The sequence below is a fragment of the Actinoplanes couchii genome, from assembly GCF_016862075.1.
Lineage (GTDB): Bacteria > Actinomycetota > Actinomycetes > Mycobacteriales > Micromonosporaceae > Actinoplanes > Actinoplanes couchii.
In genome coordinates this window covers 63,687-79,493 of sequence record NZ_BOMG01000099.1, presented here as the reverse complement: position 1 = coordinate 79,493, position 15,807 = coordinate 63,687, and the positions used below count along the sequence as shown (strand labels likewise).

Sequence of the window (15,807 nt, the reverse complement as noted above, 5' to 3'; positions counted from 1 at the left end):
TAAGCGCCGTAAGGGTCGGAAAGGCCGAGAGGCGCGGGGGAGCCGGGAGTCGCGGGGGAGCCGGAAGCGCCGGAAGGGCCAGGAGGGCCGGAAGGGCGTGAGGAGCCGGAGGGAAGCGCCGGCCAGGCTGATGCTTCAGCGGCTGCCGGTCCGCCGGATACCGGCCACGCCGCGCCGTTCCCAGGTGTGGCGGCGGGTGTGCCGGGGCCGGACGGGGTCCAGCCGCCGGTGGCGACGTCGAAGTCCTCGGAGACCTCGCCGGTGACCGTCAACCTGGCCGAGCCGGCCGGGCCGTCAAGGCTGACCGCGCCGGTCAACCGCCCGATCGTGGGGAACCAGGAGACCCGCAGCGTGCCGCCTTCCAAGCGGGCGTGCAGGCCCTCCGCCGAACTGGTCACCGAGGAAGCCGCGGCCAGCGGCGGGCCTTGAACGGCGACCACCGCGGACAGCTGGCGGGTTCCGGGGGCGACCCGGCCGAAGTCGAGGGTGGGTTCGGCCAGGCGGACCGAGGTGCGGCGCAGTGCGGCGGTGGCGGCGGCCGCGATCCGGCCCTCGCCGGTGGCCAGGCCGTGCAGGGCGGTGCGGGCCTCGACGGCGCGGGACAGGTCGGCGCCGGCGGCGGTGACGGCCAGCTGGGCGATCGACGCCATCTGGTCGCTGCCGGGGCGGCGGATCCGGGACAGCCACGGCTGGCGGCCCGAACCGAACACCCACTGGCGGGCGCTCGGATCACGTTCCCGCAGGTGGTCGTAGAGTTCGCTGATGCCGATCCAGCCGTCGCGGTCGCGGTCGGCGGCGCCGCTGGTGATGCCGTCGGCGATCAGGCCGGCGAACGTGGGCGGTTCCGGCCGGGCCGTCGAGGCGATCACCACCCGGCTCTGCCACTCGGCGGAGCGGGCCGCCCGGAAGTGGTGGCCGGCGTCGACCGGGCCGCCGGTGCGGCCGTCGAGGATCACCACGGCCTGGCCGGCCCGGCTGCGCTGCATCAGGGACGCGGCCTGTGCCACGTCGAGCGCGGTGTACGCGGGACGGCCCATCACGGTGTCGGCGGCGGCCAGGTAGAGCCCGCCGCCGGGCCCGGTCAGCATCACGCCGCGGAAGTAGAGCAGGACACAATCGTCCTGGTCGCGGTCCTCGAACAGGGTTTTGACCCGGCCCCACGCCTCCGCTGTGCCGGGATCGCGCAGGAACTCCACCTCGAACCCGCCGAGCGCCTGCTCGCCGAGCACCTCCGCGAACGCGGGGACATCGGCCGACGGCACCGCGAACCTGCGCAGCACGGGGTCGTCGTGCTGCTCGACGCTAATGATGACTGCCAGTCGTCGTGCGCTCATCGCATGCATCACCCGTCATCCATGGTGCGACGCCTGAGCCGCCCATGAAACCCCGAGTTGATTACGAAAAGCTTCGATCTTGCTACGCAGTGTTGTTGATCTCGATGCCGCAGTGTCCGATCCGGATTGTGTACGTGACGATCTACCTGCGGTGATGTTGCCGAACCGCAGGTCTGTCCATGCTCTGCCCGCAAACGTGCCATAGTCACGACGGCTTTCCGGAATTCACCGGATCGGAGTCGTGACTACGGCACTGCGGCGTCAGGCGTAGACGTCCATGAAGCGGCCGCTACGGAGGAAGTCGGCGTTCTCACCGGCCTTGGACGCCTCCGCCCGGGCCACTTCGGCCTCGATCCGGACCACCTCGGCCTCGGCATTGGTCACCGCCGCCCGGTCGGCGCTGATCACCTTGGCGTTGGCGGCCGTCGGGATCTGGTCGCTGACGAGCTGCGCGCGGGCGGCGGTCAGCCGGCTGTAGGCGGCGTGGCTGTTGCTGGCCGCACTGGTGGCACCGTTCACCTGCATCGTGGGCTCCTCCGTTGCTCTCCGGTTGCGATCGCTCGCTGGACAGCCGGAACCATCGTCAGTCCGGCTCCCGACCTGCAACTTCTGTGAGTGACCTGTGCAACAACCCAGCGGCAACCGTCCACGACCGGCCCCCGCACCCCGTCACAGAGCAAGACCGATTTCCGCCGGTACGGGGGACAGGGCCCCGCCCCGGCGATCGCACACGAGCGCCGAGCCGCAGCACGCGCCGGCGATGCGAGGGGCGTGGTGGAGTGCTGGGTGGGCCGGAAACACGTCGGGCGTGGCCCGGCGCTCCTGTGGAGTGTCCGGCCACGCCCGTGGACGTGGTGGGTCGGTACCTCAGCTGATCGTGCCGACCAGGGCGCGGGCGCGCTCCGGCCAGGTGGCGAGGCTCGCGGAACCGCGCATGCCGGCCGCGTTGATCGCCGCCTTGAGGTCGGTGACGTCCGAGTCGGCCAGCTTGGCGAAGGTGGTGATACCGGCCGCGGCCAGGGCGATCGCCACCTTCGGGCCGATGCCGGCGATCTTCGTCAGGTCGTCGGGCTGGGCGACGGGGGCGGGCGTGCCCACGAGGTCCGGCTCGGCGGTGATGATCGCCTGAGCCGGGATGACCGGCTCCGGCGCGGCGACGGGCTCGGCCGCGGCGACCGGCTCCGGCGCGACAACCGGCTCCGGGGCGGCGACGGGCTCGGCCGCGGCGACCGGCTCCGGCGCGACAACCGGCTCGACCGCGGCGACGGGCTCGGCGGCGACGGGCTCGTCCGTTACGGCCGGCTCGGCGGCCGCGACGGGGGCGACCGGCTCGGCGGCCGGGAAGATGACCTCGGTCTTTTCGTCCTCGAAGGCCGGGCCGTCGACCGAAGCGGTGGCGATCGCGGTGGGGGCGTGCTCGGCGGGGGCGACCGGCTCGAGCAGGACGGTCTTCTCGTCCTCGCCGGACTCGACAGCAGCGGTGGTCTCCGGCTCCTTGTCGACCGCGACCGGCGTCAGGAGAACGGTCTTCTCGTCCTCGTCACCGGACGTCGCCACGGTCTCGGCGACCGGAGCGGTCTCGGTCGCGGTGCCCGAGGTGCCGGTGCCGGTGCCGGAAGCGACGGTGTCCGAGACATCGGTGCTGGTGGCGGCGGAGTCCTTGTCCTCGGCGGCCGGGGTCGTCTCGGTGGCCGCGGGGAAGAAGGAGGTCTTGTCGGCGTCGGCCGTGACCGGCGTGACGTCAGCGGTGTCCTCGGCGTCGGCGCCGGTGGCCGGCGTGATGACCGCGGTCCGGTCCGCGTCGGCGACCGGAGCGGCCGGGGCGATGACGCTGGTCTTCTCGGCGTCCGTCGAGATGACCGAGGTCGCCTCGGCGTCGGTGGTCTCGGCGGCCGAGGGGAAGAACGAGGACTTGTCGGCGTCGGTGGTCGCGGCCGGGGCGAACGTCGTGTTCCCGGTGGTGGCCGGGGCGACGGTGGTGGCCGGGGCGATGACCGAGGTCTTCTCGGTGTCGGTGACGCCGGCCGGCTTGTCCTCAGCGGACTTCGCCGGGGTAGAGCCGGCGGTGGACGTCGGGGTCGCGGGCTTCGGTGCGGCCGGGGTGGTGGTGCTGGGCTTACGTCCCCAGACCACCCATCCGACAATCACACCGATCGCGAGCCCGGCGACAAGGTAGAGGAATGATGCCATATCGGGCCTCCGGACTGGAGAGGAGGGTGCATGTGTAGCGGGCAGCTTTCCACATCCGTGTTGAGCTGCTACTAAGTGGGGGTCGGGGCCCGCCGTCGATGGACTCGGTGATCACCCGTTGTGTGCCGTACGAAATCAATGGGTGACTGTTTTTGATGTCGACTCTCACCTCGTGACGGCCCGGGTGATCGCCCACAGGACGGCTCCGATCAGGAGCAGCAGTCCGGCCACCCGGTAATCGGCGGCCGCCCGGCCGGAGAGCGGGCTGGCCAGGAACGCGCAGGCGGCGGTCCCGAGGACCGGGAGCACGGTCGGCGCGCGGAAGTGCCGGTGCTCGACGCGGTCCCGGCGCAGCACCAGGCAGGCCACGTTGACCACGGTGAACACGCCGAGCAGCAGCAGCGCGGTGGTGCCGCCGAGGGCGGTGAGGTCGGCGAATCCGATCAGGCCGAAGGCGATCGCGGTGGTGAAGACGATCCCCACCCATGGCGTACGCCGGGTCGGATGCACCCGCCCCAGGGCCGACGGCAGGACACGTTCCCTTGCCATGCCGTACAGCAATCGGCTTGCCATCATCATGTTGATCAGGGCGGAGTTGGCGACGGCGAACATGGTGATGAACGCGAACGCCGACAACGGGAACCCGGGCGCGCCGGCTTCGACCACCTTGAGCAGGGGAGTGTCACCGGAGCCGAGGTCGGCCGGTGCGACCAGGGCGACCGCGGAGATCGCCACGAGCACGTAGATCGCCCCGGTGATGCAGAGGCCGAGGAGCATGACGCGGGGAAAGATCCGTACCGGATCGCGGGTCTCCTCGGCCATGTTGACGGAGTCCTCGAACCCGACCATGGCGAAGAACGCCAGCGCGGTCCCGGCGGTGACCGACAGGACGATGCTCTCGCCGGGCGGCGTGGCGAACTCGGTGAGCCGGGACAGGTCGCCGTCGCCGTGGCCGAGCGCCCACGCGCCGATCCCGATGACGATCAGTAGTCCGGTCAGCTCCACCGCGGTGAGCAGCACGTTCGCTTTGACGCTCTCCCCGACGCCCCGGAAATTGATCAGCGCGACCACTGTGAGGAACCCGAGTGCGACGAGAATGCTGGACGGGAGCCCGAACGCCTCGGCGAAATTGCCGGAGAAGGCTTTGGCGGCGCTGGATGCCGAGGTGAGCCCGGAGCACATCACCGCGAACGTCACCATGAACGTCAGGAAGTGCACCCCGAACGCCTTGTGCGTGTAGAGCGCGGCCCCGGCCGCCCGCGGATATTTGGTGACCAGTTCCAGATAGCTGAACGCGGTGAGCAGCGCGACCACGAACGCCAGCAGGAACGGCAGCCAGACCGCCCCGCCGACCTCGTTCGCGACCTTTCCGGTGAGCGCGTAGACGCCGGTGCCGAGGATGTCGCCGACCACGAACAACAGCAGCAGGGCGGGCCCGATGACCCGATCGAGTGCCGGTTCGCCGGACTCCGCATCGGTCTTCGCCGGAATGGAGGCCACAACGCGACGGTACGTGCACTGTGGGTCACCCGCCATGCGGCGCGGCGGTAATTCTGAAGTGGATCAGCCGATGGTGGTGGTCACCCGCCCCGTAACCGGGTGACCACCACCTCGGCGTTTACGGGACGGCGGGGTAGTCGGTCACGTAGACCGGAGCGCCCACCTTCGTCATGTCGGCGGCCTCGCCCACGCCGTTCACCACGTGATCGACGACTCCGGCGGACAGATTCACGGTCATGATGTGGTGCAGTTTCACACCGGGGGTCTTCGGAACCTCGAAACCGTTCTCGGTACGGATCGACGGGTTGTTCTGGTTGAAGACGTAGACGCCACCGCCGTACAACCGGTGGCTCTTGACCTTGGATCCGACCTTGTAACCGGCGTAACCGTTGACCTTTCCGTTGCGCCAGTCGGCCTGCGTCGGCGGGTCGTACGGCAGCTCGTTCTGGTAGAGGACGGTGGTGCCGCGCTCGCCGTTCCAGACGGTGTTGTACTTCTGGAAGTGCTCGACGAACAGGCCGGTCGCCGTCACGTCGTCGCCGTTGATGACCGCGCCGTAACGGCCGGTGTTGGTGCGCCAGCGATCGGTGTCACCGTTCACGCCGTTGGTGAATCCCTCGACACCGTGGTCGCCGCGCCACACCCAGGTGTGGTCGATCAGCACATTGTCGCTGTTCACTTCGAGAGCGGTGTCGGTCCTGCCGATGTGCGGGCCACCGACCCGGAAGTAGACGTCACTCAGCGTCGTCGGGTTCGACGGGATGCTGATGCCGAAGCCGTGCTGCCGGCCGACCCGGAGCAGGACCGGCGACTCCTTGAGCCCGGCGTCGATGGTCACCCCGGCGACGATCACACCCGGCACGTCCGCCACGTCGAGCGGGATCGCGCCGTTGACCGCGGTCAGGGTGGCGTGGCCCAGTCCCAGGATCACGGTGTTCGGGCGGAGCACCTGGATGCTGCGGGCGATGTCGTACACACCCGGGGTGAGCAGCAGGTTCTTACCCAGAGCCAACTGCAGGTTGATCTTCGTGACCGAATCGCCGGGCTTCGCGACGTAGAAGTCGCTGAGCGGCAGCGTACGGCCGGAAGTGTCGTCCCACGACGAACCGCTGGTGTTGCGCTTCGCGGCGGGCACACGGACCTGGTACTTGCCCTTGGCGTCGACGAACAGGAACGGCTTCTCCCGGCTGACCGGGGTCTTCGCCAACGTCGTGTACGGCGTGGTGGGGAAATCAGCCTCGCTCGGCGCGCCCACCACCCCGGCGAACACCTGGTTCCAGACCGCGTTCGACCAGCTCTCCACCTCGCTGTTGCGGGTCAGCCACTGCTGCTGCGAGCCGTTCGTGGTGGCCGGCAGCTTCGAGTCCGCGATGAAACCGCCCGACGCGTACTGCGGGCCGGCCGTGCAGTAGTCCATCAGCGACAGGGTGCCGCCGGTGAACTGGGTGCGCCGCAGCGACACCGCCTGCGACACCGCCCAGAAGTTCGTGGTCTGGCGACAGCCGTCCTGACCCGCCCCGTTGACGTTGACGGTCAGGTTCGACAGGGTGCGCCAGAAGTTGACCAGGGCGATGCAGTTCGGATTCGCCGGATCATTGCCGAGACAGCGGTTGTACGCCTCCACCTTGCCGTTGATGACCACGTCGTTCGGGTTGGCACCCAGTCCGGTGATCTCGGTGTAGTAGCCGACCTTGATCTGCAGCGGCTGCTCGGCGGTGCCGTACGTGCCGGGTTTGAACAGGTAGGCGTACCGGGCCGTGCCCATCTCGTTGTCGACCTGCTTGGCGTAGGTCGCGTCCAGCGTGGCCTGGATCTCGCTGACCGGCTGGCTCGGGTCGAAGATCGTGACGTTGGATCCCAGGTTCGGGGTTCTGGTCGTGCCGTGCGCCGTGCTGTACGTCGTGCCTTGGGTCGTGCTGTGGGCTGTGCCTTCTGTCGTGCCTTGGGCTTTGTTGCCGTGGGCCGCGGCGGGCAGCCCCGGCGCCGCGGCGAGCGTCAGCCCGGCAGCGAGTGCCACCGCGGCGGAACGGCGGAGTCTCGTCATGCGGAGGGGTTCCTTCCGTAACAAGATCGCAATGATGCCCGTCACGGAATCAATCGCCGACAGTCCATGTCAAGGACACCGATCCGGTAAGCCGGTCTTATCCGGGCGAACCCCTCGAGTTCCGGAACCAAACTGGCCGAAAAGCTGGTCGGAACCGGTTCCGTAACCGCATCCGCAGCCGCTGCGAACCGCTCACGGAGTCGCGCCCGTGGGCCGGTGGAGGCGGTCTACGGAGTCGCGTCTGTGGCCGGTGGGACCGGTCGCGGAACCGCATCCGCAGCCGCGGTAGGGGAGGGTGATTCAACCGCGTCCGCAGCCGGCCGGAGCCGGTTACGGAACCGCTTCCGCGAAGACCACGACGTTGCTGCGATAGCTTCCCTCGCCGCGATCGAACACGCCGCCGCAGGTGATCAGCCGCAGTCCCGGATGGTCCGGGGCGGCGTAGACCTCGGCGCTCGGGAAGTCGTCCTTGGCGAACACGGCCACCCGGGTCACCGCGAACCGGGCCACCGACCCGTCCTTCCGCCGAACCTCGACCCGATCACCCACGGTCACCTCCCGCAGCCGGAAGAACACCGCCGGCCCGTCCCGGGCCGAATCCACATGCCCGACCAGAACCGAGGCGCCGACCTCACCCGGAGTCGGCGAATGCCGGTACCAGCCGGCCGGCGCGTCCCCACGCAGCGGCGGCACTTGCAGCGTCCCGTCATCCCGCAGACCCAGCGACATGAGCGCGGTATCCACCCCGACAGCCGAAATCCGCAACGACACCGGAACCGACCGCCCCATCCCACCCGACACGGATTTCCCGTTCTGCGAGCGGCTCCCGGCACGCGAATCGTTTCCGGCCTTGGGGTTTCCGGCCTTGTGGTTTCCGGTCGCCGTGTTGTTTCCGTTCTGCGGGTTGTCGCGACCTTGCGTGCCTCCGGCCAGTGGGCCGCTTCCGGCCTCATCTTGCGGCCCGGCCTCATCGTGCGGCCCGGCCTCATCGTGCGGCCCGGCCTCATCGTGCGGCCCGGTCGCCCTTTCCCTTCCTGCCGGATTTTTCGTATTTGTCAGGCGCTCCGTCGCAGTGAGAGCTGCCGGAGGAAGGGCGCTGTCCTCGGTGGTCAGACCCAGCGCGGTGGCCACCAAGCCTAGGACCGCCAATACCAGGGCCAACACCCCAGCCCGAAGATCCCGAACCCGAAAATAACGACCCCAGCCCGGCCGATTCCCGTCCCTGCCCGGCCGATCCCTGCCCGGCCGCTTTCCGGCGGTGTCCGGTCGATCTCTGCCCGGCTGCTTTCCGGCGGTGTCCGGTCGATCTCTGCCCGGCTGCTTTCCGGCGGTGTCCGGTCGCTCCCTGCCCGGCTGCTTCGCGGCTGTGTTCGGCCGATTCCGGTACTTGTTGGGCCGGTCGCCGTCCAGTTGATTGCCGGTCCTGCCCGGCCGGTGCCAGGTTTGCTCTGGGTGGTCCCCGGCCCGGCCGGGTTGATGCCGGATCTGGTCCGAGTGATCTCGGGGCTGGTCGGCAGGTATGCCTCGCTGGTCGGCAGGTATGCCTCCCGGAGCTGAAGACGCCGGTCGGCTGCCGCCGTGATCTCGGGCCGGGCCGGGAGGATTCGGCATTCGGCCGTGATGGGCCTGGGATCGGGGTTGGTGGTCTCGCGGCTGGCCGAGATGGTCCTGGGCCCAGGCGTGGTAGTCCTGGGACTGGCTGGAGCGGTCGTGGGGCAGCTTGGGTGGGCGATACCAGGGGCGTTCGGGGCGTTCGGGGCGGCCCTTGCCAGTGTGCGTCGGGCCTTGACTGGATTGATCACTGTGGTGATAGGGCTCGGAGGGCCTGTGCGTGGGGTGGTCGCGGGGGTCGGTCATGCTGCGGTTCAGCGGTGGTTCGCCGGTCGGCGGATTGCATATGCGCCGGCTGCGGCTGCTGCCATCAGCAGGAAGACGCCCGTTACCAGCAGGGCGGTTCGGCGGCCGGAGACCAGGCCTCCGCCTCCTGCATCGACGCCACCGGATGGTGTCGGTGACCGGTTCGGTTTCACCGTCGGCTCGTCGGTGTTGCCGTTCGGATCGCCGGTCGTCCCTGTCCCAGGACCACCTCCGGGGCCGCCGGTCCCGGGACTCCCGCTGCTGGGACTCCCGTTACCAGGACCAGAGCCCGGCCCGCTGGTCCCAGGGCTGCCGTTGCCAGGACCAGTACCAGGACCGCCGTTGCCAGGACCAGTACCAGGACCGCCGTTGCCAGGACCGGTACCAGGACCGCCGTTGCTAGGACCGGTACCAGGACCGCCGTTGCTAGGACCGGTACCAGAACCGTCGTTGCTAGGACCGGTACCAGGACCGCTGTTACTGGGGCCGGTGCCAGAGCCGTTGTTGCTAGGACCGTTGGTACCAGGATTGCCAGTGCCAGGATTACCGGTACCAGGACTGCCGGTACCAGGACCGCCTCCGCCGGGGCCGCCGTTGCTGGGGTTGGGGCCTTGGCTGTTGCTGGGGGCCGCTACCGGGGGATCGTTGTCGCCGATGTTGGTGCAGAAGGCCAGCAACGTGAAGAGCAGGAGCAAGGCCAGCAGCAAACCCGCGCCGACCGCGATGATCCGGTTGCGCTGCGCCGTGTTCGGGGCGCGATGTGCCGGGGAGCCGGGGCCGGACATGGCGTCCTTCCGTGCGGTGGCCGGGATGTTCGTGTGCGGTGGCCGGGATTTGAGACGACGGTGGTGGGACACGCTAGCCGCCCGCTGGCTGGTATGCAGCCTTCTATCCGTGATCGGTCACTTCGGACGGACCCCAGAGTCGGAAGCGGACGGTTCCCCGGGCCGGAAGCGGACGGTTCCCCGGGCCGGGAGCGGACGGTTCGCCGGGCCGGGAGCGGACGGTTCGCCGGGCCAGAAATGGACGGTTCGCCGGCCAGGAAGCCGACGGTTCGCCGGGCCAGGACAGGACGGTTTCCCGGGCCGGGAAAGGTGGCCCCTTCGCAGAGATGGCGTGGTGAATCTCGGTTCACCTAGAGCCCGACGGATGAGGGCGGGGAGGGCGGCGTAGCTGGTGGGCAGAGGGGCGGTGGGCGGTGAGGGTCGTGAAAGCGGTGAGTGCGGTCGAGTGCCGGGAAAGCGGTGAAAGCCGTGAAAGCGGTGAGTACGGTCGAGTGCCGTGAAAGCGGTGAAAGCCGTGAAAGCGGTGAGTGCGGTCGAGTGCCGGGAAAGCCGTGAAAGACATGAAAGCGAGGAGGGTGGTGAGGGGTGAGGGTCGTGAAAGCGGTGAGGGCCGGGAGGTGGTGAGGGCCGGGAGGTGGTGAGGGCCGGGAGGTGGTGAGGGCCGTGAGGTTGTGAGGGCGGTGAGGGTGGTGGGCGTGGAAGGGGTGGTGGGGCGGGGGCGGGGAAGCCGGTGGGGTGAAAGGGTGCCTGGGGTTGACGGGGTCCGGGAGAATCGCCGCGATGATCGAGATCAAGGAATTGACGAAGACCTATGGGCGGGTTGATGCGGTGCGTGACGTCACGTTCACCGCTGCGCCCGGGCGGGTCACCGGGCTGCTCGGGCTCAACGGGTCCGGGAAGAGCACCACGCTGCGGATTCTGCTCGGTCTCACCCGGGCCACCCGGGGGCAGGCGCTGATCAACGGGAAGCGCTACCGGGAGCTCGACAAGCCTCTGACCCACGTCGGGGCGGTCATGGAGCAGGGGCTCAGCCATCCGGGGCAGTCGGGGTACGCCCACCTGGTCACCCAGTCGCTGCTCGGCGGGGTGGGACGGAACCGGGTCGGGGCGCTCCTCGAGTACGTCGGGCTGGACGACGCCGCGGTAAAACGTACCGGCGACTACTCGCTCGGCATGCGGCAGCGCCTGGCGGTGGCCACCGCGCTGCTCGGCGAGCCGAACGTGCTCGTCCTCGACGAACCCGCCAACGGGCTGGATCCGCCGGGCATGGCCTGGCTGCGGGAACTGTTGCGGGCGCACGCCGACAACGGCGGCACCGTGCTGATCTCCAGTCACCTGCTGGCCGAGTTGGAACAGGTCGTCGACGACGTGGTCATCATCGGCGAGGGCCGGATCCTGGCGGCCGGGCCGCTGGCGGAGCTGTCCGGCACCGCGCGGCTACGGGTGCGGGGCTCCGATCCGGCACGCCTGGCCGAGGTCTACGAGAAGGCGGGAGCGGTGGTCGTACCGGCAGATGGTCTGCTCCTGGTCTCCGGGTTGTCTGCCGAGGAGGCCGGTGACCTGGCCCTGGACGTGCGGGTCGCGATCTATGAGATGACCGCGGAGAACCGGCACCTGGAGGACATCTTCATGAGTGTGGCGGAGGGACGATGATCGCGGTCCTGCGGAGTGAGCTGTACCGCGGCGTCACCATCAGGTCGTCGTGGCTGGCGTTGATCGGGTTCGCGTTCCTGGCCGCGCTGATGGGCTGGTTCGACAAGAACTTCTGGTCGATGTTCGCCGGGTTCGGGGCGTTCGGGCTGGCGGCGATCGTGACCGCGCAGCACTATCAGCACCGGACCGCGATCCTGCTGTTCCTGAGCCGCCCGCACCGCTGGCGGGTGCTGGCCGCCCAGTGTGTGTCGTCGGCCCTGTTCGCCCTGGTCCTGGCGGCCGGCAGCGGCCTGGCCGTGCTGATCGACGCGGATGCCGGGCACTACGCCTCGACGGTGCTGGTGACGCCGCTGATGGGAGTTTTCGGCACCCTGTGCGTGACCGTGGTCCGGAAGCCGTTGTGGCTGTTCGCGGGCACGTTCGGCTGGCTGGTCTTCGTCGAGTTGCTGATCAACCGGGGGGAGGGCAGCGGTGGGCTGCCGTTCACCTCGTTCATGAGCGCGGCCGGCGGCAACACCAGGGCTCTGCTGTTCCTGCTGGCCTGGACGGCGGCGGCGATCGTGCCGGCCGCCTGGTCGATCAGCCGCGACCTGACCGGGGACTGAACCGGGGGTCAGGCCAGCAGGATGATCGCCGTCAGGGCCAGGACCAGGACCGCGATCAGGGCCAGACCGATGAACCCGGCGGTACGTTGCTGCCGGGTGAGCCCGTCCTCCGACGAGGGGACGACAGAGGGCGAGGCGGAGGGCGAAGCCGGGGGCGCGTCGACGGGCGGCATCGTGAACGGTGCCGCCGGGACCTCCGGATGCGGTGGCGGCGGGCCCGGCGGCTCGGAACGCAGGGCCGTCGTGTTCTCCCGCACCGCGCCGGCGGAGGCGGAAGTGGCGGTGGAGGTGGAGGCGTAGGACGGGACGGGTGGCCCGGTCGGCGGCACCGGCGGGAAGAATCCGTTCGGCGGCGGGATCGGCGCGCCGCCGGGCTGGATCTGATCGGTCCACTGCTTGCCGTCCCACCAGCGCCGCGCCGGCAGGCCGCTCGGATCGGAATACCATCCGGCGGGCTGCGCCATGTGCCTGCTCCTTAAGCCGAGAACGAAGGCTCTCATCGGCAGGGCGGGCGAAGAGCTGAGGCGGGCGGGCGAGAACCTGAGGGATCCCGCCCACCGGGGGCTGAGACCGGTGGGCGGGACGTCGGGTTCCCTCAGGAACTGGTGATCACCAGGTTGTCGACGGCGGCTTCGACCAGCGAAGCGGTTCCGGCATCGGCGGCCTCCACCTGGATACGGACCGATTGCCCGGCGTACGGCGTCAGGTTCGCCGTGGCCGTGGTCCAGACCGCGGCCTTGTTCGCCGCGGAAGCCGTCTGCGTGAGCAGCGTAGTCGTGGTGCTCCCGGAGACGACCCGGATCCGCAGATAGTCGGCGCTGGTGGCGTTGTTGAGGTGGGCCAGGTACCAGGACAGCCCGAGGGTGAGCGTGCCACCGGACGGCAGGGTGATCGCCGGTGACGTGATGGTGCTGATCCCGCCGTCCAGGTCGTTGGCGCCCGCACTGGCCCCGGCGGCCGCCCCGGTCACCAGGGCGTAGCTGCCCCCGGCGGCCGCGTCGAGCTGGGTGGCGACACCGGAACTGCTGGTGGCGGCGGGGTTGCCGCGCTCGAACAGCCCCGAGGTGGCGGTGTCGGTGCTGCCGTTGGTCCAGCCGGTGGCGGTCTCCAGCCCGTCCGACCAGACCGTGGTGCCGCCGCCGGTCGAGGCCGACGACAGGGTCCAGACGGCGTTGGCGATGGCGTCGCTGTTGCGGTCCAGCGCGGTGTCGTTGATGTTCGCGGTGGTGTCGCAGGCCGCGTGGTAGCAGGGGTCGAAGCGGGTGGTGGTGCCGCCCCAGAGCGCGACCTGGGCGGCGGTCTTGGTGCCTTCGGCGCCGGTGAAGATGCCACCGGCGGGGATGCCGGCCGCGATGAACGGCCCGTAGTCGCTGCGCCCGTCGAAGTCGGTGCCGCGGGTGGGCACCCCGATCGACGTGAAGTACCCGGCGAGGACGGCTTCGATCTCGGCCGAGCCGGCCGGGCCGGGCCCGGAGCCGGTGTTGTCGGAGTTGTCGCCGTCGTACAGGAAGTAGCCGGGGTTGGGCGATCCGATCATGTCGAAGTTCAGGTAGGCGCCGATGTTCGCCTTCTGCGCGGCGGTCAGCGAGTTGACGTACGCCGTGGATCCGCGCAGTCCCTGCTCCTCGGCGCCCCACCAGGCGAACCGCAGGTGCCGGTCGGGCTGGAGCCCGGAGCGCGCCACCTGCAGCGCGACCTCGAGGTTGCCGGCCGAGCCGGAGCCGTTGTCGTTGATGCCGGGCCCGGCGGTGACGCTGTCCAGGTGGGCGCCGACCATCAGCGTGTCGCCGGTGTCGCCACCCGGCCAGTCGGCGATCAGGTTGTAGCCGGTGGCTCCGCCGTACGTGAACGACTGTTGGGTGGTGGTGTAGCCGGCCGCGTCGAGCAGCCCTTTCACGTAGGTGACCGAGGCCAGGTAGCCGGGCCGGCCGTGGGCCCGGTTGCCGCCGTTGGCGGTGGCGATGGCCTGCAGTTGGGTGAGGTGGGCCTTGACGTTGGCCAGGGGGATGTCGGGTGCTGCGGCGGCCTGTGCCGGGCCGGCGACGGCGAGGCTGCCGGCGATCAGCCCGGCCGCGCCGAGGGCGGAGATTGCTCGCACGGGGTGGTCCTCCGTGTACTCAGGGGAACGATAGTGGCGAGCATGGCATCGGCCGGACCTCGGCTGGTCATCCCAATCAATACCTACTTTCGGGTGTAACGCATGGGCATATCTGGATGGTTACGCTGCGGGAGCCCATGCTCGACGACGGAAGGCAAGGGATGCGCAGAATCCTGGCGGCCACCATCGGACTCCTGATCGGAGCCGGTCTGGTCCCGGCGGCGGCTGACGCCAAACCCGCAGCCGGCTATCAGCCACCAGCCATCGAATGGGGCGCCTGTACCCGCCCCAGCCTGGTGGCCCGCGGAGCCCAGTGCGGTTTCCTGATCGTTCCCCTCGACTACGCGAAACCGGCCGGCACCAAGATCAAGGTCGCGGTGTCCCGGATCAAGCACACGTCACCCGACGCGCAGTACCAGGGCGTCATGCTCACCAACCCGGGCGGTCCCGGCGGTTCCGGGCTCGGCCTGGCGGTGCTCGGCGAGTTCGTGCCGGACAACGCCGGGACCTACTACGACTGGATCGGTTTCGACCCGCGCGGTGTCGGCTCCAGCGTGCCGGCGCTCACCTGCGACCCGAACTACACCGGCTACAACCGGCCGTTCTACGTCCCGGTGACGAAGAAGCTGGAGAAGACCTGGCTGGCGAAGGCGAAGGGCTACGCGCAGGCCTGTGACCGGGCCGGCGGCGCGCTGCTGGATCACCTGAAGACCACGGACACGGTCGCCGACGTGGAGAGTCTGCGCAAGGCCCTCGGCGCCGAGAAGATCAACTACTACGGTTTCTCGTACGGCACGTACCTCGGTCAGGTCTACGCGACCCTGCACCCGGACCGGGTCCGCCGGTTCGTGTTCGACGGCGTGGTCAACCCGGAGCGGGTCTGGTACGCCGCGAACCTCGACCAGGACGTCCAGTTCGACAAGAACATGGACGTCTACTTCGGGTGGGTGGCGAGGAACGACGCGACCTACCACCTGGGCACCTCGGCCAAGGTCGTCAAGAAGAAGTACTACGACACGTTGTACGCGCTGATCAAGGCGCCCGCGGCCGGCAAGATCGGCCCGTCCGAGTGGAACGACATCTTCGTCTCGGCCGGGTACTACGTCTTCGGCTGGGAGGACGTCGCCGAAGCGTTCGCCGCCTGGGTCAACAACAAGGACGCCGCGCCGCTGCTCGACCTCTACGGTGTGCCCGGCGCGGCCGGTTCGGACAACGGTTACGCCGTCTACCTGGGCGTCCAGTGCACCGATGTGCGCTGGCCGGAGAAGTGGTCGACGTGGCAGCGGGACAACTGGAAGCTGCACGCCAGGTACCCGTTCATCACCTGGAACAACGCCTGGTTCAACGCGCCCTGCCGGAACTGGGGCGCCAAGGCCGCCAAGCCGGTGACGGTGAACGGCAAGAAGTCCCCGCCGATCCTGCTGATCGCGGAGACGAACGACGCCGCCACCCCGTACCCGGGCGCGCTCCGGACCCGGCAGTTGTTCCCGAAGTCGGTGCTGATCGAGGGTGTCGGCGGAACCACCCACTCCGGTTCGCTGAACGGCATCGCCTGCACCGACGACACGGTCGCCGCCTACCTGGCCACCGGCGCGCTGCCGGCCCGGGTCGCCGGCAACCGGTCCGACAAGAAGTGTGAGCCGATCCCGCAGCCGAACCCGGGTGTGGTCACCCTGTCGACGGCCCCGGTGGTCACCGACGAGGTGCGCGAGGCGATCGGCCCGCGCTGATCCGGGGGAGG

10 protein-coding genes and 1 pseudogene are annotated in these 15,807 nt (G+C 69.6%); 3 read left to right on the top strand and 8 right to left on the bottom strand.

Annotated features, from left to right (window positions below; translation table 11 throughout):
- The 6 genes and pseudogenes from Aco03nite_RS40120 to Aco03nite_RS40095 form a co-directional block, all read right to left on the bottom strand.
- Positions 1-1,334, bottom strand: a pseudogene (locus Aco03nite_RS40120) (hypothetical protein); the annotation flags it as partial.
- A 261-nt stretch (positions 1,335-1,595) separates the two neighbouring features.
- The gene (locus Aco03nite_RS40115; protein WP_203805992.1) at positions 1,596-1,859 is read right to left on the bottom strand and encodes a hypothetical protein; all 264 of its coding nucleotides are present in this window, start codon (positions 1,857-1,859) and stop codon (positions 1,596-1,598) included.
- Between the two features lie 342 nt (positions 1,860-2,201).
- Positions 2,202-3,524, bottom strand: coding sequence for a helix-hairpin-helix domain-containing protein (locus Aco03nite_RS40110; protein WP_203805990.1), 1,323 nt, complete (start codon positions 3,522-3,524; stop codon positions 2,202-2,204).
- A gap of 165 nt (positions 3,525-3,689) precedes the next feature.
- Positions 3,690-5,024 (bottom strand): APC family permease, encoded by a 1,335-nt coding sequence (locus Aco03nite_RS40105; RefSeq protein ID WP_239145833.1) that lies wholly within the window; start codon positions 5,022-5,024, stop codon positions 3,690-3,692.
- A 118-nt stretch (positions 5,025-5,142) separates the two neighbouring features.
- Entirely contained in the window at positions 5,143-7,068 is a 1,926-nt protein-coding gene (locus tag Aco03nite_RS40100; RefSeq protein WP_239145832.1) for a pectate lyase-like domain-containing protein, read from the bottom strand.
- Between the two features lie 330 nt (positions 7,069-7,398).
- Positions 7,399-7,857, bottom strand: coding sequence for a class F sortase (locus tag Aco03nite_RS40095; protein WP_203806008.1), 459 nt, complete (start codon positions 7,855-7,857; stop codon positions 7,399-7,401).
- Between the two features lie 2,633 nt (positions 7,858-10,490).
- Here Aco03nite_RS40095 and Aco03nite_RS40090 point away from each other — a divergent pair.
- Both Aco03nite_RS40090 and Aco03nite_RS40085 read left to right on the top strand, forming a co-directional pair.
- Positions 10,491-11,363 carry an ATP-binding cassette domain-containing protein gene (locus Aco03nite_RS40090; protein WP_203805986.1) on the top strand — a complete coding sequence of 291 codons (873 nt, stop codon included), beginning with the start codon at positions 10,491-10,493 and terminating at the stop codon, positions 11,361-11,363.
- Complete coding sequence (locus tag Aco03nite_RS40085) at positions 11,360-11,968, top strand: hypothetical protein (protein ID WP_203805984.1); 609 nt, start codon at positions 11,360-11,362, stop codon at positions 11,966-11,968. Before Aco03nite_RS40090 ends, Aco03nite_RS40085 begins: the two co-directional genes overlap by 4 nt.
- Positions 11,969-11,976: 8 nt before the next feature.
- Here Aco03nite_RS40085 and Aco03nite_RS40080 read toward each other — a convergent pair whose 3' ends face one another.
- The gene (locus Aco03nite_RS40080) at positions 11,977-12,432 is read right to left on the bottom strand and encodes a DUF2510 domain-containing protein (protein ID WP_203805982.1); all 456 of its coding nucleotides are present in this window, start codon (positions 12,430-12,432) and stop codon (positions 11,977-11,979) included.
- 131 nt (positions 12,433-12,563) lie between these two features.
- A complete protein-coding gene (locus tag Aco03nite_RS40075) occupies positions 12,564-14,066 on the bottom strand; it encodes a M28 family metallopeptidase (protein ID WP_203805980.1) in 1,503 nt (500 codons plus the stop codon).
- 161 nt (positions 14,067-14,227) lie between these two features.
- Here Aco03nite_RS40075 and Aco03nite_RS40070 point away from each other — a divergent pair, with 161 nt between their 5' ends.
- Positions 14,228-15,796, top strand: coding sequence for an alpha/beta hydrolase (locus tag Aco03nite_RS40070; RefSeq protein WP_203805978.1), 1,569 nt, complete (start codon positions 14,228-14,230; stop codon positions 15,794-15,796).
- Positions 15,797-15,807: the final 11 nt, after the last annotated feature.